This window comes from uncultured Nostoc sp. (assembly GCF_964245445.1).
Taxonomy (GTDB): domain Bacteria; phylum Cyanobacteriota; class Cyanobacteriia; order Cyanobacteriales; family Nostocaceae; genus Nostoc.
The window spans coordinates 19,038-41,263 of the sequence record NZ_CAXTNE010000008.1 but is presented as its reverse complement, the minus strand read 5'-3'; the positions used below and the strand labels follow the sequence as shown (position 1 = coordinate 41,263).

Genomic DNA, 22,226 nt, shown 5'->3' with positions numbered 1-22,226 from the left:
CACCATCACCCTCACTATCCCAGTTATACTCTCTACAGTTAACCCTTAACCTTGACCATTTATGCCTGAAAATTGGATGCTTCCCAGAATTTTTCCTATTGGTGGAATTCTGTTTGACTTTTTATTTGTACTGATTGCTATCCCCATTGAAGCGTATGTTTTGCACAATCGACTAAAATTTGACAAAAAAACTAGCATTTTTTATGCTATCTCTATGAATCTGTTTTCTAGTGTAATTGGTTGGTTCGTATTTTTTGTAGCAGAACCAATGTTACCGATCCAGATGAAATCAGAATTAATTAGCTATATGTTTTTTAATAATTTTAAATTAGCAAATACACAAATTTTACTCATTTTAACTGCTTGCATAATTTTCTTTGCTACTTTTATAATGAAGTTTTTCATTTTAAGGGTATTACTACTATCATTGAGTGAGCCAGTTGCTAAAAAAGAAGATGAGCCTCAAACATCTCAACGGCGGCGATGGCGTACTTTTAGCACTGCTAAATTACAAAATACCAATTTAGTGATTACGACATTAATTGCGAATTCTCTAAGTTATAGTGCTATAAGTATTATTTTATTCTTTCGCTCAAAGTAGCAAGATTTTACTTAATTTAAAGGAAGAATAGTGATTGATTAATCAAGTGGAGGTAAGAATATGAATACATTATTTAAAGATGTATTTGGGGTTTTTAAATTTACTGAAGGGCTTTATGCAGGAATTAGAAAGATATTAGTTCCACCTAAAGCTTATTCTTGGCAAACATTTATTTATTTGAGTATTTTTTCTTGGATAGTTTCATATTTTGCTATAGGTTATATAAAAGATATAATTGCCTTTTTCGGTTGGTTATTTTTAATTGCTGGCACAGCTTGGTATACAACTGAAGATCCTTTGAGGGTTCCTGGTACTTTTATGCCAGTCGGGGCAGTGATTACTGGATTCTTAGTGAGTGTTTTTGCATTTGGAGATCAACAGGATGTCATTACACCAAGAACAATCGTTTTTTGGCCGACAATTTCAGCGCTAATTACGGCTATACCAGAATTTATTGAAGGAAATGATACCGATGCAAAAGCTAGAATTCCTAAACCACAAGACCGCCAAAGAATCATAATTTTAGTTGCTAGTAGTATGCTGCTAAGTTGCTGGATTCAGTTTCACTTTGTGATGAATAATTGGTTCCAACAATATCCCAGTTTACAAGCAGATACTTTTAAAGGTAGTACCGTTCTTGTCAGTACAGAAAAACGCCTAAAAATCCCACGAAACGGCGCTATAATTCTAGAAAAACTTCAACCGCTAGTAATAGAAGAAATAGCTAAAAGACCTTGGTCGGAAGTGGAGAAATGGCTGATACCGAAAAAAGATATTGAACCTCGGGTAGTAACTCTGGGTAGAGGAGTAATTCAAAAGAACTTGGGTAAATATGAAGAGAAAGAACTATGGCGTGTTGAACCGCTTGTAACTAATATTAAGCCTGGATATAGGTCTGGATATATATTAGATTTATTAAGTATTTGGATGGGTCCGAGTTCTAACCCACGAGGCTATTACTTGAAAAAATCTTGTCGCATTGAACCAGTTGCTGCAACTAGCAATTCAGACAATAAAATTACAGTTGCAGAAATTGAATGCGATCGCGGTAGTAAACTTTTTGTTGGAACACCGCCTTTGCAGCAGGGGGAGGAGCAGGGGAACAAGAATCAATGACCAATGACTAATGACTAATGACTAATGACTAATGACTAATAACAAATGGCTATTAACAGAATTTTTGTATTGGCAAAGAATGTGTTTCAGGAAGTGGTACGCGATCGCATCCTATTTATTATTGGTTTTTATGCGCTGATAATCGCCATTGCTTTCCGTGTCCTTCCTGAATTTGCAGCAACGACTGAAGACAAAATCTTTTTAGATTTTGGGATGGCGGCGATGAATGCCATCGGGTTAATTGTGACGATATTTATTGGTACGGGACTGGTTAATAAAGAAATTGAAAAACGCACTATTTTGGTATTAATTGCTAAACCTGTCAGCCGCAGCGAAATTATCGTCGGCAAATACTTGGGTTTATCCACAGTACTAGCTGTGCTTGTCGCCACGATGACAGCAATTTATCTATTCTTTGTGCAATTGGGTAACATTTCTCATTCAACGACCAGCATTTTAATTGCTGCAATCTTCTTATTTTTGCAGTTGTCATTAATCACGGCTGTGGCTATTACCTTCGGTGTTTTCACTGCTTCTTTACTGGCAACTGTTTTAACCTTTGCGGTATATTTAATCGGAAACATTACTCAAGATTTAGTACAACTTGGTCGCCTGAGCCGCAACCCTGGTATGGAACGTCTAACTCAAGGTTTGTTTCTCATCTTACCAGATTTATCTCGATTAGATTTAAAAAACGATGCCGTTTATGGTCTGCAAGCACTACCTGACACAACTGTATTGATTACAAATGCTGGCTATGGCTTACTTTATAGTGCTATGTTGTTAGCGATCGCTATTTTTATCTTCTCACAACGTGAATTTTAGTGATTACTGATTAGTCATGGGCATTGGAGCAAACAGAAAGTTTTTCTCTGCTGACAAATGATAAATGACAAATGACAAATGACTAATAAATAACTATCTGAGGTTGCTCAATTGTGCCATCAGGCATGATAGTATCTCCGAGCTTGGCATAAATCAGGTTTGTCTCCCAAAGATTTGCCTTATTCAAGTTTGCCTTGGTTAAATTTGCCCATGTCAGGTCTGCACCTGTTAAGTTGGCCTCAGTTAAATTAGCTTCTAGTAATTTTGCTCCACATAGCTTTGCTCCTGTGAGATTTGCTCTAACTAAATTAGCTTCAATCAGTGATGCTTCAATTAATTTGGCTTCACTTAAGTCTGCTTCTCTCAAATCCACATCACATAAAGAAGCACCCCAAAGATTACTACCTGTGAATTTTGCCCGCCATAAGAAAGTTCCGCACAAATTTGTTCGTGTTAAATCAGCATTAATCAAATTAGCTTCGCACAAAGATGCTTCATACAAATTAGCTTCGCGTAAGCTAGCTTGCATCAGATTTGCGCCACTTAAATTAGCACGAGTTAGGATACAGCCACATAAATTTGCATCACGCAAATCCGCTCCTATGAAGTTAACACCACTTAAATCAATTCCTTTCAGGTCGATTCCACGCAAGTCGCATCCACTGAAATCTCGGCGCTGAAAATATTTATTTGTGATTTGACTTAATATAAATTCCTGTTGATCAGCATAATTTTTCATGGTATTCACCTCTGGGTGTAATTTATCTCAATGGTCGAGTGTGATAGTTACCGTATATTGAGAGTACACCGCAAATGGAGATCATCTGAGTAAATAATCAGAGATAAACTCCGAAAAAATCGCTAGGAGCTTGAAAATGCGCTTCTTAACTGGTTTTTAAAACAAAAAATGCTGACATAGGTCAGGAAACATTGATAAGTCAAGTAGAATAAATTAGGTCAGTGAGAATAACTCAAAATCACCATTACTTCTGTCAGCACCCCACCTACACTCTTTAGGTCTGCCGATTTTGGTTTTTTAATCAGGGATTAGCCGTTCCAATGCACGAAGACGGACAGCGCAGGGCAAAAATGCGTAGGCGTAGTCTGTTGTAAACATCGCTAGCATTACTAGTTGTGCCAATATTGGAACCAAAAACCACACTCAAAGATTCTATAAACAACAGTAAACCAGGACTCACCATTGATTTAAACTCAAATTAAACAAACATTAATACTTAATGCAAGTAAGACAAATGTTGTAATAACAATTGCAGATTAAATCATCAAAAACGAATTTTTTACTGTTTACAGGGCTAGGAGATTAGTGCTTTCTATATCGCTTGAAACTGAACCACATTGATATTTAATCACAAATGTCTCCGAACGTAGGCTAGGCTGTAAAATCTTTATATGCTAAATTTTAGATAATTGGCATTTGCAATCTTTGTCAGCATTGTAGCTTTGCATGATTTACTTTCACTTCTAATTAATAAATATCTTTATGAGTAGCTTAGTCTTTTTATTAATTGGGTTAGCAACTTTCTTCTTTGCTTTAAGAACTAAGGAGGAAATTCATCGCATTGCGGCTATGGTAGTTGGGACAATTGTTCTGGTTTGGGGATTTGCTCTGGCTCCTTTGTCATTTCAATTGCTATTTGAGATAATCTCAGTTTTAGCGGCTTTCTTTGTTTGTATGCGATGTTTGGGTTGTGGTTTCAAGCAAGATTAATTTTAAACTTGATAACGCATTAGCTTTCTGACTTATTTAAGAGATAGTTTATTTATTGACAAGGGGCGAGGGAGAAAGGTAAAAACCTCATCCCTAGTAGGCGACTTGTTCATCCCTTTTCCTTTTTCACCTTTTAATTTATCTGTATTTAACTAATGACTGAATCTACTAAACTCTGTACAATAAATTATTAGTTTTTACTGCATCTCCTTCACCATACCTATAAATGTCAGATCAACCTGCACTCCTAATCGAACTGCTCCGTGCGGCTTACGCAGCCTTCAACGCGCGAGACATTGACGCTGCCCTTGCCCTCATGACTCCGGACGTGACTTGGCCAAAAGCGTTCAAAGGCGGTTTTGTCCGTGGGTCTGAAGAAGTTCGCGCTTACTGGACGGAGCAATGGAGCGAGATCAATCCGCACGTCGAGCCGATTTCCTTTTACTCGGAGGAGGCCGGGCGCATTTTGGTCGATGTGCATCAGGTCGTGCGTGACTTGGATGGAGCAGTTCTTGCCGATGAGCACGTGGGCCATCGATTCACCCTTGAACACGGCTTGATTCAAGCTATGGAAGTCTGTCCACTTCCATCGTCCACCCCAAAGGCCTAACCACGCGCTCCTATCGAACAGGCATCGGCGGGCGGCCTTCTTCTGTATCCGGGGTGAAGTAAGCATCCGTACAGAAAGTTACGCGCTTGGATTTGATGAGCCGCTTTTAACCCAAGCGATCTGCCGTGGGCGGCAGCGCTTCCGCAGAGCGGACGCTTACGCGAACGCGATCGCCACGGAGAAACCTGTACCAATTGAAGTGTGATTTGAATTTTGCCAATATTTTTGATTTTATTTTCTTATCCCGCTTTTCTGTTCCGTTGCTACTCGCACCCCAATATCAAAAAAAAGCGTAGGCGCAGCCTACGCTGATTTTTAGATTACAAAATACATATTAAGCAGCAACAGGTTCCAACAACTTAATTTCAGAGAAGATAAATTCTTGAATAGAAACTTGTCCTGCTGTCTCGGTGCGAATCTCCCGACGATTTAGAATAAAATAGTCTCCAACTTTTTCATATTCATCGGTAAATTCGCTTCTACCGCCCTTTTGTTCTCCAGTCTTGGGGTCATGGTACACAGAGTCATAGCGGTGGGATAGGTAGCCTTCCCCAGTGTCGTGACTGCTAAAGGTGTCAATTGTAACATAAATACCGTGAATTAGACGGTGAACATGGCATACTTCATTATTGCGGACTTTGTATTTATCGCCCTCAGCCTTACCACCAATTAAAAGCTCAACCGCACCAGTTTCATCAGTTTTACCATAGCTAAACGTATTGGCGCTGTGAGTGTCTTCAAAGCTGCGGCGGATGCGGTGAATTGCTATCTCCCATGCTTGACCATGAATTGCTTGCTTGGCCGACTCGTCATCTACATCCAAAACTTCCGCTTTGAGATTGGCGTTGATGATTACTTTGCCTGTAAACACTTTATTATCATGCTTAAAGGTAATATTTGCGGTATAACCAGGGAAATTCTTGTCCCAAGTGTAGCGGTTCTCATAAGCAGCCCGGAAAAGTTCCTGAGCAGAGAGTTGTGTAACTGTCATGTGCTTCTCCTAGTCGCTACTGTAATTAGCGTTTTAGTTTCCTTGGTATTAGCATAGAAGTAATTGTTGAGGCTTGGATAGTCCCCAACTGGGTACACTTATGGTTAATTCTCTCCACACTGTATTTGATGCGATCGCCAATGTCCAAAATGAGCAAGAATTAAGGCTAGCTCTCACGGATAAAATTGGTGAGCATTTTGGTGTGCAAAATTGGGGCATTTATTTCCTAGATGAGCAACCAACGGCCCAAATCGATGTTCAGGGCATTCCGGCAGTATGCTTAGAAAGCAATCCAGTCGGGCGCTACGTGGTTGAGCGTCACGCTCCCGCCCATGAACAGTTATTATTATCGCCAGGAGACTGGAAGCATTTTTGCTCACGTTCCGATCACGAACACGTAATGACTGGGCCAATTGTTTGCGATGGTCGTCTTGTGGGAACGCTTAACTTGGCTCGTGACAAGGGAAATCCTGCTTTTAATGGCAACGATTTAGCTGATTTGAGTGCCTTATGCATTCATTTATCAGCAAAAATGGCAAATCTACGGACAAAACCAAAAATATCCCATTCTCTTTTAGTAAATCCTCTAACAGCGCGTGAGTTAGAAATTGCCGAATTAGTGGCGCAGGGGTTAACGAACGCGGAAATTGGGGAAAAACTTTGGATTACACAAAATTCCGTTAAACAAGCTTTGAAGAGGATGTTTCGTAAGTTGAAGGTTTCGGCGCGTGCTGAAATGGTGGCAAAGCTACAAGAGATACAAGTTTCATAAAAAGATGTAGTTTCGTTAATTCACGCAAGCAGAAATTTTTAGAGTGCGTAAGCCTTCAAATCATCAGGGGCTTGCTAACTAAAAGCCTTAATTATCTAGTTAATGCTTAAGGCTCGATTCTTTTCTTGCAATCAATTTCTTAACTGTCTTATCTGTCATTATATAGCTGCGATCGCCTTGGTAAAAAAGTCAACTTTAAATCAATCAAAGTGATAATCAAACCTGATTGTTTGATTGTAAAACTGCCTGAATTAGAAATGAGCGATCGCATGGCTAGTACCGCAAGGCTGAAGTCAAAAGTAAAAATAATTGTATTCTATAGCAGTCCTAAATCATTTGTGAAAATTATATATCTCTTTCTTCTTTCTTCCTTTGCGCCCAAAGCCAATACTTTGCGGTAGCCTGCGGCAAGCCGCTTTGCGTCTACGTTTTCAAATTTTATATTTTTCACGAATCAAATAGGACTGCTATAAGCTCTTGCGCCATAAATAGCTGTTAAATAATTACTTTATTTTAGTAAAAAGCTATACATAACCGCTTGATAGCAGCTGAATGAGTAGGTATAAATAATAATTTCTTATCTTGTATTAATCTGAATATTGCAGTAGAGGCGCACAGCTAATTGTACGCCCCTACTAAAGGACTATATTTTATGCAAGTGAGAAAGACTACAATCTATGATCAGCAAGCAATGGTAAGCGCGTTACCCAACTATTAGAATTCGGTGGTTATACACCAGCGCCCCTATTATTACTCTTTTATTTGCGAAAAGTTATTAGTACTTGCTGCCAATAGGATATCGTAACGCATTTAACGTCCAACTTTGTTTGAGACATCTCTGGCTGCCTCTGCCGCACTGTCGCCTACATCACTAGCAGTTTCTTTAGCGCCCTTTACGTATCCACCTCCAAACTCTTTAAGGGCTTCTCCTGACTGCTGCCCAATCTTCTGAAGTCTTTCACCAGGAGAATCTTCCGTTTCACGAGCATCCTTAAACCACTGCCCTACTGTTTTCGGTCTTTGGGCATCATTTTGCTCTACCTGTTGGCGAACTCTCTCCTTTAAGCCTTTGTCATTTGATCCATCACTAACATTTGTCGTCAGCACTAGAAAACCAACTACGACCACAGCCAAAAAAGATTTTACCTGAAGTCCTTTAAGTAGGGAACTGATGTTACCAATCGTCCTATAAATCAAATTTATCATGCCAATTAGCTTTTTTTTGACTACAAATTAAAGATTAACTATAGAAAGGTAATTATCCTTCTAGCAAAAGGCATATTTTAGTTATACAAAAGAAATATATTTTAAATCTTTGGGAAGAGGTGATTTGTTTGACGCTAATTGGTCATTGCGAGCGGAACGCAGTGAAACAAAGCAATGGCAAAGTACAGATGTTGCGATCGCTTCATTTTACAACTCTTAGAAAAGCTAGCGCGTTAAGCAAAGCTATGCCGTTGACTTTACACTTCATTCGCAATTGACTTGTACGATTTTGGGAAATTTACTTGCATTGGGATGCTCCCATTTTTTCAATCTATTAAAGAAAATCATTATGTTCAAAAAGCTACAACAACTCCAAGCGATAATCGCTTACAAAAACTAAGAAAACTTGGGTGATATTGCCATTCTGAAATCTGAATTTATTCGGTGCTAAAGTTTCTCCAACAACCGCCTCCAAACTGCAACCAGTAGCGGGATATTATCCTGTAATTGATTTGAAGCAATTACAGGATAATATCCTCAAGGCTCCTTTGGGCAAGAATACGTCAATCACTCACATGAACAGCTTTTTTAGGAGTCTATCTTTCTGTTTATAAATGATGCTTGAGATTACTTTAGCCGACAAATGTAGCACTAAATACATTTTTAATGCTACATTTGGTCTTTAATACAGATATAAATTAATAAAACATGTATCTTTGGTTAGATAAATTATCTATCTTAATAAACAGATACTTGATGCATAAAAATAAATAGCTACTAATAACAATCAATAGTAAGACGACTTTTAGGCTAGAGACAAAGTTTTGTCTAAATGAGTGGATTTATACCGTAATCCCTAGATATTAAAGGGCTTGCAGACGGCAAATTAATCCACATTTTTTCCTCAACACGAGAACTGGTTCAGCTGGAAAGCCAAAGGATGAAAGACTGGATAAGGAAATTCGCAATCTGTATAGTATTATTGTATAACTTGCTCATATCAAGTGATTACGCAGGAGCAAACCAACTTTCAAATATTGATGTGCAACAATTAAATGCACTTCCAACTGTTGAAAACTTAGCAAGTACTGACAATAATCTTACTAAAAGTAGAAAAAAAGATTTTTGCCGATTTAATGAGATTGTCAAAAGAATAGATAAACTAGAGGGACTCTTTACACTTTATTGCAGTGGCGATTCGGGCAAAATTTACTTAGAAATTAAACCAGAGCAGCTAAATAAAGACTATCTAGCTATAGTTACATTGGAATCTGGCGTCGGAGAAAAGGGAATTTATAGTGGATTACCACTATCTGATTTTATCTTCTATTTCCAACGAGTAAAGAATAGATTGCACTTTGTTGTTCGTAATGTTAAATTCCGCGCAAAAGGTAGACCAGAACAGCGATCGCTTGCTCGTTCTTTTAGCGACTCAGTTCTTTATTCACTCGAAATATACACTATCAATTCACACAGTAAAAATATTTTAATTAGCCTGGATGAACTGCTAATGCAGGATTTTCCCGGCTTAACTACCTTATTAAAATACTCTTTGCAGGCTGATTATCACTTGGATGCAAGAAAGTCTTATTTTGGTGATGTTAACAGCTTTACAGAAAATGTAGAAGTTGATTCTGTTTACGGGTTTTCATCACTAGAAGGAGCAAATTTAGTCACAGTACCCGATAGCAGGGCACTTACTCTGAAGGTACACTACAGTTTTTCTCAGCTTAGAGAAAACACTGGTTATATTCCTAGACTTGCAGATGACAGAGTAGGATATTTTATTACTGCTTTCCAAAATTTATCTAATAATAATGCTCATGAATCATTTGTCCGTTACATCAATCGTTGGCATCTAGAGCCATCAGATCCTAACGCCCCCTTATCTCCACCCAAAAAGCCAATTGTGTTTTGGATTGAAAATGCTGTGCCGCTAGAGTACCGCGATGCGATTCGTGAAGGTATTTTGATGTGGAACAAAGCGTTTGAAAAAGCTGGATTTCAAAATGCTATTGAAGTGCAGCAAATGCCAGATGATGCTGATTGGCAACCCGCAGATGTACATTACAACACTGTTCGCTGGTTCAATTCTTTAGATGCAGGTTTTGCCAGAGGCCCAGTACGCGTTAACCCACTCACCGGGGAAATATTGGATGCAGATATTATTGTAGATGCCAATATGGTGCGTTCAATTCAGCAAGAATATCACGCACTGATGGAAGCAAATTCATCTTTTACGGATGGACATTTTTCTCAACTGGGCAAAAACCCATGCCCAGGTAATTTATCTGCAATGTTCTCAAAAGGTTTTAAAGCTTTTCCTGAACAACATTTAGTAGACAATGACTTCTGCTATAGCATGGAGTCTTCAGATCAAGCCGCAATGGGGGCGTTGGTGTTGTCAATTTTGCCAAACACTACACCCAGTAGTGAAACTATGAAGAAGTATGTGCATCAATATTTGCGTTCTCTCATTGCTCACGAAGTCGGGCATACTCTCGGTTTGCGCCACAACTTTCACGGCAGCACCATGTTAGCGCCCGAAGAATTAAATAATACTCAAATCACTCGCACTAAAGGTTTAGTGGGTTCGATCATGGACTATCTACCTGTGAATATTGCACCACAAGGAATACAACAAGGTGACTATTTCCCAGGAGTTGTTGGGCCCTATGACGAATGGGCAATTGAGTATGGTTATAAAAGAAGCCCATCAGTAACACTTGAGGGAATCATTCCAGAATCAGAAAAAACTTTTTTGGAGCAGATTGCACTGGTGTCGCCTCAACCAGAATTATCTTATGCAACTGATGAAGATATCTGGGACATTAATCCTTTGGCAAATGTCTGGGACATGAGTAGTGATGTGCTACTTTATTCGCAGTGGCAAATGGATAATGCCCGTTTTATGTGGCAACGCCTTGACAAGGGTTATCTATCGATTGGAGAAAGTTATAGTAACCTGCGCGTCTCATTCAATAGAGTACTTAAATATTATTTTCGCAACGCCACCTTACTTTCTAAATACATCGGTGGACAATCGTTTCGGCGTCTCCATGCTAGTGATGATGCTTCTTGGACATTTATACCAGTTTCACTTTTAAAACAACGTCAAGCATTGACAAAGTTACAAGAGTATGTATTTTCTGAGAATGCTTTCAGTTTTTCACCACAATTGTTGAATCAACTAGCACCATCGCGCTGGGAACACTGGGGTAGTTCTGTACCTAACAACCGCCTTGATTATCCAATTCACGATCGCATTTTGGGTTTCCAAAGTGCAGTACTGCGATCGCTGTTAGACAGCGATCGCCTGAATCGTTTACAAGATATAGAATTAAAAACTCTGCCTGGAGAAGCACTTTCCATCCCAGAACTGTTCGACACCCTGCAAACAGGCATCTGGACAGAAGTTTTAACCCCAAGAGAACCAAAGCCAATTTCTAGCATCCGCCGTTCATTGCAACGGGAACATCTGAATATTTTGCTAGAGATGATGTTGGGTACTACTGATACACCTGAAGATGGTCGGACACTGGCTTGGTATAAATTGCGCCAACTGCAAAAAGCCATTAATGTCAAACTCAAACAACTGAGTGAAAGTCTTGATATTTACACCCTAGCCCACTTAGAAGCTTCTGGCGATCGCATCGCTAAAGCATTAAATGCACAGTTAATTTCTAAGTAGGCATTTGTCATTTGTCATTTGTCATTTGTTATTCTCCCCCTGCCTTCCCTGCTCCCCCTGCTCCCCACTCCCTACTCCTCACTCCCCCAAGATACCTTTGCAATAAACCAATCACAACCTCTGGCATTTCCAAATGAGGTAATACTCCTGCATCTGCGATCGCATAAAAATCTTGAATTGCACTTGGATTTAAATTTGCCAAGCGTCGTCCTAATTTGATGCTGGTAAATTGTGCCTTTTCTCCCCAAAAAATGACCGTGGGAATTGTCAGTTGTTTAATATATAAACTCAGATCAAAGTAAAGATCGCCCCGCAAAAATGACAAAGCGGCAAATTTGGCATTAGGCTGTTGTGCAGAGGTTAAATAAGCCTCCACCATTTCTTGAGATACTCGTTGTGGCTTGGCAAACAGAAAACTTTGTAAAAAATTTCGGACTGCAATTTCATTTTCAGCACCAAGCATATAAATAAAATTGTCCAACAGAGGCGCATTGATCACAGAAAGCGGAAGTCTGCGTCCAGCACCCTGCCCAAAATCATCAAATCCAGAGGGGGACACCAAAAACAGCGCTTTGAATAAATTGGGTTGAACAATAGCTAGGCGAATAACAAAAGCGGCTGTTAAAGACGAGGCAACCACCGTCACTGGTCGACGACAAGTTTCAATGATAAACTCTGCGATCGTGCTGAGATAATCCCTAATTTTATAATCCCGGACTGGATGAGCCGATTCTCCCCAGCCGATTAGATCGGGAGCTAAAATGTGGTAATTAGAGGCAAAAGCCGGGTAAACTTTAGACCATTCATACGCAGACGCCCCACCACCAAAGTTATGGAGAAACAGTAGTGGAGGTAAATCTTCAGTATCAGAAAACGCCCAAGGTGCATTCGTTTGGGTATAGTAAACCATTGCCCCCAAGGATGTATGGATAAGTTTATGTCCAAAGCCAGGAGGTTGAAACTGAAGCATAAAATTAAAAAGTATAGTTTAATGGCACTTTACCCGAAGGCAAAATTACGAGGTATAAAGTTAAGCTTACCGAGAAATATCGGAGTAAGTAAACTTTTTGTTTCCTAAACTATTTCATATTTAATTCGCATACAATTCATCCTTGCTTTTGATTACTATCTCCTGTGATCTGAACAACTTGATTTAGGTTATCACCACTAATGTGATAGGCTGCCCCAAAACCAACTACAAAACGACCTTCACTTGGAGTTAGCTGGAAAATCCGAAAGTCAGACAAGCCGCGCAAAACCTCGATAATTTGACCAAACCGCCCTTGAAATTGCTCAACAATTTGATTCCACTTGTCAGTTTCACGCTCTATCAAATTTGCCGTACAATCAAAACTCAAACGACGACGGGCAAAAATTAGATTACTCTTGGCTTCATCCTCGATAAACAAGACACTAACATGAGGATTGTCATAGAGATTTTTGGTATGAGTTGAAAGACCACTGACGTAAATGTAGATGTTTTTAGAATCATCTATTACAAAGGGAGCATAACTAGCATTGGGTATTGACTGTGCGTTCACGGTGCTAATAATTACACTCTCTAATTCTTCTGGAAACTTTTCGTACTCAGCTTGAATGTCTTCAAGTTGGCTCATAAATAAATTACCGTTTGATTAGGAACACCTCATTAAGTATCCTAACGTGATTGAGCGATGTCTACGACGGGCTATTTGGCGTCGCATGCAATGCCAAAGATTTGGCTTAATTGTAGCTAGTGTTCCTCATTGAAGGGAATAGATTACAGGTATCTCCTGTACCCTTTCCCCTAAATTAAAGCAATTCAGCATTATCCAAGCTCTGAGTACCGGAGGATTTGGAGAAATAAACATTGGGCTAAACTTAAGAAAGTTATGAGGACGCAAATATGACTGACAAAAATCGTTCTCAATGGGATTTAGGCAGGTTTATCGAAACTCTGACTTACTTTGAGGTAATTCCTTTCTTTAACTGGGTACAGCAGTTAATCCAAGGCCGTCCTAAGGATAATCAAGATAGACCCAATGGAGGAAGAAATGTGGGTGTAATATTAGTAGCAGGTGCAACAGGTGGTGTAGGTAAACGAGTGGTGCAGCGATCACTCCAACAAGGTTATAAAGTTCGCGCCCTAGTTCGAGACATTGACAAAGCCCGGTCAATTCTTGGTAATGATATAGACTTAGTAGTTGCGGATATCACCCAACCAGAAACTTTAACTTCTTTAGTTATGGCTGATATCCAAGCTGTAGTTTGTTGCACAGCAGTGCGCGTGCAACCAGTTGAGGGAGACACAGCAGATAGAGCCAAATATTATCAAGGGGTTAAATTTTACCAGCCAGAAATTGTTGGCGACACCCCAGAAAATGTAGAATATCAAGGTGTTAAAAACTTAGTCCAAGCGGCGGCAAAATATTTACCCCAAGCAAACGAAAAACCGATATTTGATTTCACCAAGCCATCAGCAGAATTAAAAGATTACTGGGGCGCGCTGGATGATGTTGTCATGGGTGGCGTGAGTGCCAGTAATATCCAATTAGTAGAAAATACAGCTTTGTTTGCTGGTAATGTCTCCACAGCTAACTCTGGCGGATTTGCTTCTATTAGAACCAAGAATTTTGATCCACCCTTCAACTTATCTGATTGCGAAGGTGTGAAATTGCGCGTCAAAGGTGACGGTCAGCGTTATAAAATATTCCTGCGGACAGATACAAAATGGGATGGTATTGGCTATAGCTATTCTTTCGATACCGTAGCTAAGACCTGGATAGATGTTCACATTCCCTTTGCAGATTTGATTCCCGTCTTTCGGGCAAAAACTGTCAAAGATGCGCCGCCACTTGAGCAGAATAGAGTTTGTTCATTCCAACTGATGTTGAGCAAATTTGAACACGATGGCGCTTTGAATCCCAAATTTTCTCCAGGTGGTTTTGCTTTGCAGTTGGAATCAATTAAAGCTTATGGTGGGACAATACCACAATTTATCCTCGTCAGTTCAGCAGGCGTAACTCGTCCCGGACGCCCTGGCATTAATTTAGATGAAGAACCGCCAGCAGTGAAATTAAATGACCAATTGGGAGGAATTTTAACTTGGAAGTTGAAGGGAGAAGATAGTTTAAGAGAAAGCGGAATTCCTTATACGATTATTAGACCTTGTGCTTTAACAGAAGAAGTAGGAGGTAAGGAATTAATATTCGAGCAAGGTGATAATATTAAGGGCAAAATTAGCCGTGAGGATGTAGCAGAACTTTGTGTGCAAGCTTTAAAGATAGAAAAAGCTTGTAATATCACATTTGAAGTGAAACAGGGAGATAATACTGTTAACTCTATCGATTGGCAGAAGTTATTTTCTAATTTAGTAAAGGATAAATAAGTGAAGTGACTACAGACTTATACTCTGTAGCCATACCAACACATCCTATCTAAATAGACTGTTATGAAAAAAATCCAAGTGCTAATATTTGCCGGGATTTTAGCAACAATTCTCTGGGGTGGGTTATTTGGAAACACTGCTTCATCCCAGCAAGTAGAGTCTCGCATCTACAACCTGGAAGCGGACTTAAATCGTGTCGAGTCACGATTAAATCAGTTAGAGTCTCAACTTGGTCGAAGCCGCCAGTCTCCATCCCCAAGAACAACACTTACCCCACGGCAGTCAACTGGTTCCAGAAGGAACTTATCACAGCAAGATCCGATGTTTGATCGGCTTGCAACTTTGGTGGTTGAATTGAAGCAACAAGTCAACAAATTAGAGGCGCGAGTTGCTAAATTAGAAACTCGCTGAATATTTGAATTAGCCTGTCTATTTTTCAAAAATTAAACTCTGCCTTTAATACTTTGTCATTACTAACATTTTTTAAATCTTGGGCTTTGTTACTATTCCCGCCTCGGAATAAATTCCAAGGCTAATAGCTAAAGTCCTCTCAAGAGGACTAAATACAAAATTTTCAGCCATGTAGAAGGCTATCTTATGTAAGAGGGAAAATTTCAATCCACTAGAGTGGACTTTAGCTATTAGCCCAGAACTTAAGTTTGGGGCGAGATATCGGGTGAGCACGACACTTTGTGCTACAAAAATGTGGGTAACGATAAACCAGAAATGGAGCGGTAGAACCAGTTTTATTAATTATATAGTGTAAACTGGCTTCAACTTCCGCAGGAAATTAAGCATAGCTGAAACCACAGCATCCGGGGACTCAATTAAGAAGCCATGACCCCCATCGTTGAGGACTAAAAGTTCAGCGTTGGGAATGCCTTGAGCAAGTTGCTGGGAAAACTTTAGCGGGGTGAGAATGTCTTGTTTACCAACTAGAACTAGGGTAGGACAATGAATTTGTTGAAGACGATCTATTGTGTCAAAGTCAAGCATGGCTCGGCTGTGATGATAGAGTGAATGAGCCGCAGGTGGGAAAGGATATCTGATTGCAAATTCAATCAAACCTTCGATCATCCCAGGAATCGAGTAGAACGTATCTGTAAATATCCAAGGTAATACGACTTTTTCATAAAGTTTCAAGTCTACATTTTTGCAGAGGTCGCCCCAAGTCTCGATAATGCTGTTAAATAATCCATCACCCTTTGCCAAGGACGAAAGTAGTATCAGACTTTCTACCTTTTCAGGATGTGCTAACACTAACTCTTGGGCTATCTGGCCACCCATTGAATGACCTGCTAAATGCACCTTATCGATCGCAATGTGATCGAGCAATGCTGCAACGTCATTGGCCATCTGTTTCAGACTATAGGGGTTTTCCGGAGCAGAACTTCGCCCCATACCTCGGTTGTCTAAGCGAATTACTTGATACTGCGAAACTAGCGATGGCATAATCAGCGACCAATATGTATGATCGCAAAGGAAGCCAGCTATTAATAGCAAAGGCTCACCCTTTCCCTTAATGTCGTAGAACAAATCAATCCCGTTAATCTGAACTTTGGGCATAGTAAATTATTCTGCTAAACCTTTTCTTAAGGGACTTCCAAGAAATAAATTATCCAAATAAACGAACCACAGAGACACAGAGAACACAGAGGAATAAGGAGGAGAGAGTTTTTTCGCCAGTTTTTTGAGTATTTTTTTATTTGGAAGTCCCTAAGCAGGGATGGACAAGGCTATACTCCTACGTCTTAAATTTCTCGTCCACTGGAATTTGATAGCCGTTGGCAAGGCGATTGGTCATGTTGGCAGTGGCTGCGATCGCCATGAGTTCCCCGAACATGGTATCATTCATACCCTTGGCCAGCGCCCCTGCTGTGTGCGAGGCGATGCAATACTCACAGCCATTCGTCGCACTCACGGCGATGTAAATTAGTTCGCGCATCAGTGGATCAATCTCACCGGGGCCAGTCATCACTTCCTTCACCGCTTGCCAAGTTCGTTGCAAAGTAGGGGGATGATTGGCTATAGCTTTCCAAAAGTTATTGATATAGTCATTCTGGCGTGTAGCGCGGATGTCGTCATATACTGCACGTACTTCGTCGCTGGCTTCTTCGTATTCAATCAGCTTAGTCATGGAAAATTTGGGTAGAAACCCCATCCTTTTATAGATACCAAAATGTAGGATACTACGTTTTTAGCTGCGGACATTAGCGGTGATGAAATTCGACCTCTTTTTCCAGAATCTTGATATCATAGCTGCCAAAGAAATCGTGACCCAGTAAGCCGATGCTTGCTTTTGGTGCGATCGCTACCTGAAGATTATTGGTTGTAACTCCACCTACTGCAATAGATTTTACCTGACTGGTTGGAAATTCTACTTGGCTACCATCGGCAATTTGGGCTTGCATTGTACCTGTAGGCTGGAGTTCAAGTGTATTCGCCATCCCTTGAGTGATAATAGTTTCACTGGAACCCGTATCTACAATCATTTCAAAGGTTTTTTTGTCGTTGAAGGTGACATCAATCACAGGAGTTCCACCAAAGCGGCGTTTGATTGGGACTCGAAAAACTCTGTTCTCTGAAGCTACGGGTATATTGCCACAAAGCCTTCCCAATCCAACGGTTTTACCAGAGGAGGTTATCATGTAACATGCTCCTGGATCGTCAGCTGTTGCCCGATGAGAGAATGCTAAAAATATCAGCGTTGGCATTAGTGCGTAGGCGTAGACCGTCGTAGACATCGCAGTTAGGTTAACGGTCGTAATCCAACGCCTCCAAGCATTCTTCATGTTATACTTTTCTCCAATTATGCTGATATCTTTTAATAGCTTAATTCATCATAGTAGCTGCAACAAATGGGTGCTATAAATCCATAGTTTTAATAGGAAAAGCAAGTTATTATAACCTTTATTACAAAAAAACTTAAAATAAAGGCTGTTGTTTTTGTGACAAACATTGTTTATGTTAATCACATACTTTTTGTAATTTTAAGTTAATTAGTGCTTTTTTGTTTATTTAAATTTTTCCAGAAGATAAAATTGCATTTTACTCAATACATACTATCTATAATTACTAATTGATAAATTAAAGATTAGGTAAAGACATGATAAAACTATTTAGAGCATATTAAATATAGCAGACTAAGAAGTTAAATAAGATACATTTGTGATTATTCAAGGGTTCCTGCTGCATGTACAGCAGTTGTGATCGCATTTGTAACAGCAATATCCTTTTGTTCTAAGATGATATTTTCACTAACAGTACGCCCAGCAACTACACCACAAACAGCAGCAGCTGCAAAATTATACACTCCTGCCATTTTGAATAGTGTGCCGCATTCCATCTCATAATTTAAGATATTTAATCGCCGATATTCTTCTGTAATACCATGCAGCGATCGCATTAAATTTGAATTCGCTGAATCAGTGCGTTCTTGTCCTTCGTAAAAAGTATCAACTGATGCCGTAATTCCTATGTAATGTTCAACCTTTAATTCTCGCGCAGCTTTAATTAAAGCGACTGTCAGAAAAGGATCGGCTGCGGCTGGATATTCCACAGGCGCAATATCATTTGCTGCACCTTGACGACACAATGCTGCACTGCTAATAACAACGCTACCGACTGGTATATAAGGTTGAATGGAACCACAAGTTCCAATGCGAATAATTTGCCGGATTCCTACTTGTACTAACTCATTGACAATGATACTTAATGAAGGCGCACCCATACCACTAGTAGCTGATAAAATGGTACGACCATTAGGTAAGTATCCTATGTAGCTATTGAGTCCGCGATTCTCTGACAACAAGCGCACATCTTGTAAATAAGTTTGGGCAATTAGACGCGAGCGCTCTGGATCGCCAGATAATAGGGCAATGGTGGGAGGCGATGAACCTAAATCGTCTTGTCCAAAGCCAATGTGATAAAAGCGTTGATTTAGCATAGAATGACAATTTATCTCAAATTATATGCTTTTCCTAACTATTACCAGCTAAATCCTGATCACGAATAAACATCAATGTATATGAGATATGTCAGAGTGTCCTAGTTAGTGATATGGACTTCAAAAGTAGTTAATCAATATCATTTAATTGCAATATCTCAATAGGGTTAAAAATATGGTTTCTGGTAAGAGAGAAATTGCGCGATCGCGGCTGATAATCTAATTTAGAATGGCATACAGTCAAATAATCGGGACTAACTAATGTTGAGTTTCTAAGGCATAATCCAGTTTTCCAATTTTAATCCATTGATACGTTCGTAATGGCGAGTATTATTTGTTACTAAAGTATAATTTTCTGCAACTGCAACACTAGCAATTAGTAAATCAAATTCAGCAATTGTTTGTCCTATTCTACGGAATTCTGCCTTTAGTTCACCATACTTTCTGAGAGCAGAATCAGTTAAAGGTACGACGGGTAAGTTTTGAATGAAGTTTTCTGCACGAGTTAAATTTTCCACTACTCGTTGAGAATTATAAGCACCAAAATATAACTCAGCAACTGTGATGCTACATATATAAATTTGCTCCCATCCTATTTCTCTAACTTTAGTTCTAACTGAATTGATATCTTTAATCCAATAAATGCAAGTATCGGTATCAAGTAAATAAGTCATAGACTAATGTCATTGTTAGAAATAGTACGGCTATCATAAATGTCTTTGACTATTTCCTCAGCAGTACGTTCATCTTCCCAAGGGCCAAGCTTTTCCATAAATGTGTCTAGTGGATGAGGTTTTGGCTGCTGTTCAGATGAGAGGATGATTTCATTCACTATCAATTGATTTGCTTCTGGGACTCCTAATTTTTTGGTTTCCTCTTTAGCTATAACCATAATTTGCATCAAGGTTATAGCCTGACGTAAAACATCACCTTTACTTGTGCCTATTTTATTTGCTAGTTCGTCTAGTATCTGATTTAGTTCAGGTGACAAATCTAAGTTTAAGCGAACCATATTTTGAATGTTAGTCATGGTTCTATCCTTATGTAAAATCTTAAGTATATTATAATTGGCTAAGGCTGTAAAATTAACAGCGATGATTCAAGAATTTTATAGGGTTATTTTGACTAATATAATGATGCTTATATCTGAGTTCATTTGTTTTCGATAAATTCATCAACTGTAATTCCTGCCTGTCGAATCAAACTTCTAAGTAACCCTGGTGCTAATTCCCGATGATTGGGAATTGATAAAGTTGGTTTTGATTCACACCAAAGTATCATGTGGCTTCCCGTTTGGTGATCTAATATATAACCAAAGTTTTCAAAAATCTTTACAGCTTCTTTTCCAGAGATATTTGATAAACGTCCCATTTATACTACAACTTCCCCGATAAATACTTGCGATTCTTTAACAATATAAGGTTTGCCATGTTTAGCTTGGACGTGGAGATATCCCGTAATGGCATCTTTAATATTTTCAACTGCCTCATCTAGTGTTTTGCCTTGACTCACGCAGCCTGGAAGTTCAGGAACCTCAGCAACATAGCCTTCATATTCGGAATCAAAGGTAAAAATTACTTGAAATTTCATAATAAATTAATTTTGGATAGTTGAGGTCTAGAATAAATATAACGCTCAAATCCTAAGTTTGTTACTTCATGCATTGGTAGAAGAGAAAGTGCGCGATCGCGGCTGATAATCTAATTTATAATTGCAGAATAAGTTATAAACCCCATGATTCGTTCGGCTTGGTTTATTGAAAAAGGGGAAACTATTCCTAAATTTGTTACTTCATACCTATTGAAACGGAGAGAAGAATGATTCAATAACTTGATAGGGTTATTCTGACTAGTGATATCCCAGAATATAGTTTAAAAGAGGGTGATATAGGTACAGTTGTTTTAGTACATCAGGGTGGCAAAGGATATGAAGTTGAATTTGTCACATTAGATGGCGAGACTGTGGCAATTGTTTCACTTCACAGCATACAAGTACGTCCTATTGGTAGAAGAGAAATTGCGCGATCGCGGCTGATAAATTTATAATTTATAAAGGAATACAGCTAAATAAAGTTTTATATTTTAAAATATATGCAAATATTTATACAAAAAGTTTTAGTGGATGATTCATCTGTGTTATTTGATCTGGTAAATGCTCATGTTTTAACTTCTGCATCTCTTCTTTAAAAGTTTTCTGAACGATTTTGACGATTAAAGCTTCCAAATCTGCGACTGTCAAACTACCTAGAAGCTGATCTGATGAAGCTTGGAAGTTTTGCATAGAAAATATTTCTGCATCCTGCTGTATTAGTGTGACTGATGGTTTATTCTCTAGCTCAGAGTAATTTAATGATTCACTTTTAATCATATCTTCAGTTATTAGAGGATTTTTTTTATTCCAATTTGACACAATTTCAAAATAACCTGCGGCATCTTCTAAACAATACTCAAACATATTTAATAAAATATCTATCCAACCGCTTTTTCGTAAAAATACTTTTCTGGGATTCTTACGAAAATAACTACCGTCAATCTTTTTATTTACTTTAATTTCAAGGTGTTTCAACAAACCATTTAAACCTTTATAGCCATATTTTCGTGAATAATCTCTAAAATCAAATAACTTTATTTCATTAATTTTCGAGTAGATTGATAGAGCTTTTAATCTATTATTCAGCGTTTTAAGATCGCTATCTTTTATCTCAAAGCCAATAAATGTTTTATTCTTCAACCTAGAAATGTCTTGCATAATTTCCTTAACAAGTTGTTCTTCCTCAACTTCAAATTCTAAAAACTTAACTTTGATATATTGCTGATTAGTTGCTTTGAGAATACGAGTAATAGTATAACCATATATTCTTTGTATTGCTTTTCCATCTACATAATGCGGCCAAAATTCTAAGTCAATAAAAACTAAATCATAGATAGAAAACTTAGAAAAATTATTGATAAATTGCCCATTTATCTTGACTTCTATCTTATACATAAAAGATTTTGGAGATTATTTTGTATATTTTTAAATATACAGAATAATAATTACAGTGGAACCCGCATATACACGCATTAAAACGTCAATCTCTCCGCGTTCGTCTGCGTGCATATCCGGTTAAAATCCAAACTCTTTTACCTAGAAAACTCAGCTTTAATACACTAACCCGATCGCACTTTTCCTCAAGTCTTCACATTCCCCACGCTTCCAGATAAAATATCACCCTTCGTTCTAGCTACAAAAATCAAGTTTTGCGACTTGTAAACTAAGTTTCTGACTCCAAAACCAGCTTTTGAGACTCCAAAACTAGCTTTTGTCACACAAAAACAAGCTTTTGACACTGATATACAAGCAGTTGTAACTTATATTCAAGAATTAAACACA

26 protein-coding genes are annotated in these 22,226 nt (G+C 38.7%); 11 read left to right on the top strand and 15 right to left on the bottom strand.

Annotation, left to right across the window (positions count from 1 at the left end; all coding sequences use genetic code 11):
• Positions 1-61 precede the first annotated feature (61 nt).
• The 3 genes from fraC to ACFE90_RS02655 are packed head-to-tail and all read left to right on the top strand — an operon-like array spanning position 62 to position 2,542.
• Positions 62-601: a filament integrity protein FraC gene (fraC, locus tag ACFE90_RS02665; protein ID WP_375497479.1), complete on the top strand. Its 540-nt coding sequence runs from the start codon at positions 62-64 to the stop codon at positions 599-601.
• A 60-nt stretch (positions 602-661) separates the two neighbouring features.
• Positions 662-1,717 (top strand): septal junction protein FraD, encoded by a 1,056-nt coding sequence (gene fraD / locus ACFE90_RS02660; protein ID WP_375497477.1) that lies wholly within the window; start codon positions 662-664, stop codon positions 1,715-1,717.
• Between the two features lie 45 nt (positions 1,718-1,762).
• On the top strand, positions 1,763-2,542 hold the full coding sequence (locus ACFE90_RS02655; RefSeq protein ID WP_375497475.1) for an ABC transporter permease: 780 nt from the start codon (positions 1,763-1,765) through the stop codon (positions 2,540-2,542).
• Positions 2,543-2,624: 82 nt separating this feature from the next.
• Here the strand turns inward: ACFE90_RS02655 and ACFE90_RS02650 are convergent, their stop codons facing one another.
• Both ACFE90_RS02650 and ACFE90_RS02645 read right to left on the bottom strand, forming a co-directional pair.
• Entirely contained in the window at positions 2,625-3,281 is a 657-nt protein-coding gene (locus ACFE90_RS02650; RefSeq protein WP_375497473.1) for a pentapeptide repeat-containing protein, read from the bottom strand.
• 301 nt (positions 3,282-3,582) lie between these two features.
• Positions 3,583-3,744, bottom strand: a complete 162-nt coding sequence (locus ACFE90_RS02645; RefSeq protein WP_375497471.1) for a hypothetical protein — start codon at positions 3,742-3,744, stop codon at positions 3,583-3,585.
• 299 nt (positions 3,745-4,043) lie between these two features.
• Between ACFE90_RS02645 and ACFE90_RS02640 the strand changes: the two genes are divergently transcribed.
• Positions 4,044-4,271, top strand: coding sequence for a hypothetical protein (locus ACFE90_RS02640; RefSeq protein WP_375497469.1), 228 nt, complete (start codon positions 4,044-4,046; stop codon positions 4,269-4,271).
• A 226-nt stretch (positions 4,272-4,497) separates the two neighbouring features.
• Positions 4,498-4,881 (top strand): nuclear transport factor 2 family protein, encoded by a 384-nt coding sequence (locus ACFE90_RS02635; protein WP_375497467.1) that lies wholly within the window; start codon positions 4,498-4,500, stop codon positions 4,879-4,881.
• A gap of 334 nt (positions 4,882-5,215) precedes the next feature.
• Here the strand turns inward: ACFE90_RS02635 and ACFE90_RS02630 are convergent, their stop codons facing one another.
• On the bottom strand, positions 5,216-5,872 hold the full coding sequence (locus tag ACFE90_RS02630) for a DUF3386 domain-containing protein (RefSeq protein WP_375497465.1): 657 nt from the start codon (positions 5,870-5,872) through the stop codon (positions 5,216-5,218).
• Between the two features lie 100 nt (positions 5,873-5,972).
• Here ACFE90_RS02630 and ACFE90_RS02625 point away from each other — a divergent pair, with 100 nt between their 5' ends.
• Positions 5,973-6,644, top strand: a complete 672-nt coding sequence (locus ACFE90_RS02625) for a LuxR C-terminal-related transcriptional regulator (RefSeq protein WP_375497463.1) — start codon at positions 5,973-5,975, stop codon at positions 6,642-6,644.
• An 810-nt stretch (positions 6,645-7,454) separates the two neighbouring features.
• Here ACFE90_RS02625 and ACFE90_RS02620 read toward each other — a convergent pair.
• Positions 7,455-7,850 carry a hypothetical protein gene (locus ACFE90_RS02620; RefSeq protein ID WP_375497461.1) on the bottom strand — a complete coding sequence of 132 codons (396 nt, stop codon included), beginning with the start codon at positions 7,848-7,850 and terminating at the stop codon, positions 7,455-7,457.
• Between the two features lie 940 nt (positions 7,851-8,790).
• Between ACFE90_RS02620 and ACFE90_RS02615 the strand changes: the two genes are divergently transcribed.
• On the top strand, positions 8,791-11,541 hold the full coding sequence (locus ACFE90_RS02615; protein ID WP_375497459.1) for a zinc-dependent metalloprotease: 2,751 nt from the start codon (positions 8,791-8,793) through the stop codon (positions 11,539-11,541).
• Positions 11,542-11,569: 28 nt separating this feature from the next.
• Here the strand turns inward: ACFE90_RS02615 and ACFE90_RS02610 are convergent, their stop codons facing one another.
• Positions 11,570-12,511: an alpha/beta fold hydrolase gene (locus ACFE90_RS02610; RefSeq protein WP_375497457.1), complete on the bottom strand. Its 942-nt coding sequence runs from the start codon at positions 12,509-12,511 to the stop codon at positions 11,570-11,572.
• 136 nt (positions 12,512-12,647) lie between these two features.
• Positions 12,648-13,157, bottom strand: coding sequence for a HugZ family protein (locus ACFE90_RS02605; protein ID WP_375497455.1), 510 nt, complete (start codon positions 13,155-13,157; stop codon positions 12,648-12,650).
• 269 nt (positions 13,158-13,426) lie between these two features.
• Here ACFE90_RS02605 and ACFE90_RS02600 point away from each other — a divergent pair, with 269 nt between their 5' ends.
• On the top strand, positions 13,427-14,908 hold the full coding sequence (locus ACFE90_RS02600) for a CIA30 family protein (RefSeq protein ID WP_375497453.1): 1,482 nt from the start codon (positions 13,427-13,429) through the stop codon (positions 14,906-14,908).
• A gap of 63 nt (positions 14,909-14,971) precedes the next feature.
• Positions 14,972-15,319: a hypothetical protein gene (locus ACFE90_RS02595; protein WP_375497451.1), complete on the top strand. Its 348-nt coding sequence runs from the start codon at positions 14,972-14,974 to the stop codon at positions 15,317-15,319.
• Positions 15,320-15,661: 342 nt separating this feature from the next.
• On the opposite strand, the gene ACFE90_RS02590 is transcribed toward ACFE90_RS02595, so the two are convergent.
• The 8 genes from ACFE90_RS02590 to ACFE90_RS02555 form a co-directional block, all read right to left on the bottom strand.
• Entirely contained in the window at positions 15,662-16,474 is an 813-nt protein-coding gene (locus tag ACFE90_RS02590) for an alpha/beta fold hydrolase (protein ID WP_375497449.1), read from the bottom strand.
• A gap of 178 nt (positions 16,475-16,652) precedes the next feature.
• The gene (locus tag ACFE90_RS02585; RefSeq protein WP_375497447.1) at positions 16,653-17,045 is read right to left on the bottom strand and encodes a carboxymuconolactone decarboxylase family protein; all 393 of its coding nucleotides are present in this window, start codon (positions 17,043-17,045) and stop codon (positions 16,653-16,655) included.
• 73 nt (positions 17,046-17,118) lie between these two features.
• Positions 17,119-17,700 carry a TIGR02281 family clan AA aspartic protease gene (locus ACFE90_RS02580; RefSeq protein WP_375497445.1) on the bottom strand — a complete coding sequence of 194 codons (582 nt, stop codon included), beginning with the start codon at positions 17,698-17,700 and terminating at the stop codon, positions 17,119-17,121.
• A 380-nt stretch (positions 17,701-18,080) separates the two neighbouring features.
• Positions 18,081-18,854, bottom strand: a complete 774-nt coding sequence (locus ACFE90_RS02575; protein WP_375497443.1) for a nucleoside phosphorylase — start codon at positions 18,852-18,854, stop codon at positions 18,081-18,083.
• A 272-nt stretch (positions 18,855-19,126) separates the two neighbouring features.
• The gene (locus ACFE90_RS02570) at positions 19,127-19,528 is read right to left on the bottom strand and encodes a type II toxin-antitoxin system VapC family toxin (protein ID WP_375497441.1); all 402 of its coding nucleotides are present in this window, start codon (positions 19,526-19,528) and stop codon (positions 19,127-19,129) included.
• Entirely contained in the window at positions 19,525-19,884 is a 360-nt protein-coding gene (locus tag ACFE90_RS02565; RefSeq protein ID WP_375497439.1) for a hypothetical protein, read from the bottom strand. The genes ACFE90_RS02570 and ACFE90_RS02565 overlap by 4 nt, the downstream gene beginning before the upstream one ends.
• Positions 19,885-20,006: 122 nt before the next feature.
• Positions 20,007-20,225, bottom strand: a complete 219-nt coding sequence (locus ACFE90_RS02560; RefSeq protein WP_375497437.1) for a type II toxin-antitoxin system HicA family toxin — start codon at positions 20,223-20,225, stop codon at positions 20,007-20,009.
• Positions 20,226-20,444 (bottom strand): type II toxin-antitoxin system HicB family antitoxin, encoded by a 219-nt coding sequence (locus ACFE90_RS02555; protein ID WP_375497435.1) that lies wholly within the window; start codon positions 20,442-20,444, stop codon positions 20,226-20,228.
• Positions 20,445-20,588: 144 nt separating this feature from the next.
• Between ACFE90_RS02555 and ACFE90_RS02550 the strand changes: the two genes are divergently transcribed.
• Both ACFE90_RS02550 and ACFE90_RS02545 read left to right on the top strand, forming a co-directional pair.
• Positions 20,589-20,675, top strand: coding sequence for a hypothetical protein (locus tag ACFE90_RS02550; RefSeq protein ID WP_375497525.1), 87 nt, complete (start codon positions 20,589-20,591; stop codon positions 20,673-20,675).
• Positions 20,676-20,695: 20 nt separating this feature from the next.
• Positions 20,696-20,899 carry a DUF4926 domain-containing protein gene (locus ACFE90_RS02545; protein WP_375497523.1) on the top strand — a complete coding sequence of 68 codons (204 nt, stop codon included), beginning with the start codon at positions 20,696-20,698 and terminating at the stop codon, positions 20,897-20,899.
• Positions 20,900-20,954: 55 nt separating this feature from the next.
• Here the strand turns inward: ACFE90_RS02545 and ACFE90_RS02540 are convergent, their stop codons facing one another.
• On the bottom strand, positions 20,955-21,839 hold the full coding sequence (locus ACFE90_RS02540) for a hypothetical protein (protein ID WP_375497433.1): 885 nt from the start codon (positions 21,837-21,839) through the stop codon (positions 20,955-20,957).
• Between the last annotated feature and the right edge of the window lie 387 nt (positions 21,840-22,226).

Excerpts from the sequence above, each read along its gene's own strand:
- ACFE90_RS02640 (WP_375497469.1), top strand. The coding sequence starts at position 4,044 with ATGAGTAGCTTAGTCTTTTTATTAATTGGGTTAGCAACTTTCTTCTTT.
- ACFE90_RS02600 (WP_375497453.1), top strand. The coding sequence starts at position 13,427 with ATGACTGACAAAAATCGTTCTCAATGGGATTTAGGCAGGTTTATCGAA.
- ACFE90_RS02635 (WP_375497467.1), top strand. The coding sequence starts at position 4,498 with ATGTCAGATCAACCTGCACTCCTAATCGAACTGCTCCGTGCGGCTTAC.
- ACFE90_RS02565 (WP_375497439.1), bottom strand. The coding sequence starts at position 19,884 with ATGACTAACATTCAAAATATGGTTCGCTTAAACTTAGATTTGTCACCT.
- ACFE90_RS02595 (WP_375497451.1), top strand. The coding sequence starts at position 14,972 with ATGAAAAAAATCCAAGTGCTAATATTTGCCGGGATTTTAGCAACAATT.
- ACFE90_RS02620 (WP_375497461.1), bottom strand. The coding sequence starts at position 7,850 with ATGATAAATTTGATTTATAGGACGATTGGTAACATCAGTTCCCTACTT.
- ACFE90_RS02590 (WP_375497449.1), bottom strand. The coding sequence starts at position 16,474 with ATGCCCAAAGTTCAGATTAACGGGATTGATTTGTTCTACGACATTAAG.
- ACFE90_RS02610 (WP_375497457.1), bottom strand. The coding sequence starts at position 12,511 with ATGCTTCAGTTTCAACCTCCTGGCTTTGGACATAAACTTATCCATACA.
- ACFE90_RS02630 (WP_375497465.1), bottom strand. The coding sequence starts at position 5,872 with ATGACAGTTACACAACTCTCTGCTCAGGAACTTTTCCGGGCTGCTTAT.
- ACFE90_RS02615 (WP_375497459.1), top strand. The coding sequence starts at position 8,791 with ATGAAAGACTGGATAAGGAAATTCGCAATCTGTATAGTATTATTGTAT.
- fraD (WP_375497477.1), top strand. The coding sequence starts at position 662 with ATGAATACATTATTTAAAGATGTATTTGGGGTTTTTAAATTTACTGAA.
- ACFE90_RS02645 (WP_375497471.1), bottom strand. The coding sequence starts at position 3,744 with ATGGTGAGTCCTGGTTTACTGTTGTTTATAGAATCTTTGAGTGTGGTT.
- ACFE90_RS02625 (WP_375497463.1), top strand. The coding sequence starts at position 5,973 with ATGGTTAATTCTCTCCACACTGTATTTGATGCGATCGCCAATGTCCAA.
- ACFE90_RS02650 (WP_375497473.1), bottom strand. The coding sequence starts at position 3,281 with ATGAAAAATTATGCTGATCAACAGGAATTTATATTAAGTCAAATCACA.
- ACFE90_RS02570 (WP_375497441.1), bottom strand. The coding sequence starts at position 19,528 with ATGACTTATTTACTTGATACCGATACTTGCATTTATTGGATTAAAGAT.
- ACFE90_RS02540 (WP_375497433.1), bottom strand. The coding sequence starts at position 21,839 with ATGTATAAGATAGAAGTCAAGATAAATGGGCAATTTATCAATAATTTT.
- ACFE90_RS02655 (WP_375497475.1), top strand. The coding sequence starts at position 1,763 with ATGGCTATTAACAGAATTTTTGTATTGGCAAAGAATGTGTTTCAGGAA.
- fraC (WP_375497479.1), top strand. The coding sequence starts at position 62 with ATGCCTGAAAATTGGATGCTTCCCAGAATTTTTCCTATTGGTGGAATT.
- ACFE90_RS02580 (WP_375497445.1), bottom strand. The coding sequence starts at position 17,700 with ATGAAGAATGCTTGGAGGCGTTGGATTACGACCGTTAACCTAACTGCG.
- ACFE90_RS02560 (WP_375497437.1), bottom strand. The coding sequence starts at position 20,225 with ATGGGACGTTTATCAAATATCTCTGGAAAAGAAGCTGTAAAGATTTTT.
- ACFE90_RS02605 (WP_375497455.1), bottom strand. The coding sequence starts at position 13,157 with ATGAGCCAACTTGAAGACATTCAAGCTGAGTACGAAAAGTTTCCAGAA.
- ACFE90_RS02585 (WP_375497447.1), bottom strand. The coding sequence starts at position 17,045 with ATGACTAAGCTGATTGAATACGAAGAAGCCAGCGACGAAGTACGTGCA.
- ACFE90_RS02555 (WP_375497435.1), bottom strand. The coding sequence starts at position 20,444 with ATGAAATTTCAAGTAATTTTTACCTTTGATTCCGAATATGAAGGCTAT.
- ACFE90_RS02550 (WP_375497525.1), top strand. The coding sequence starts at position 20,589 with ATGATTCGTTCGGCTTGGTTTATTGAAAAAGGGGAAACTATTCCTAAA.
- ACFE90_RS02575 (WP_375497443.1), bottom strand. The coding sequence starts at position 18,854 with ATGCTAAATCAACGCTTTTATCACATTGGCTTTGGACAAGACGATTTA.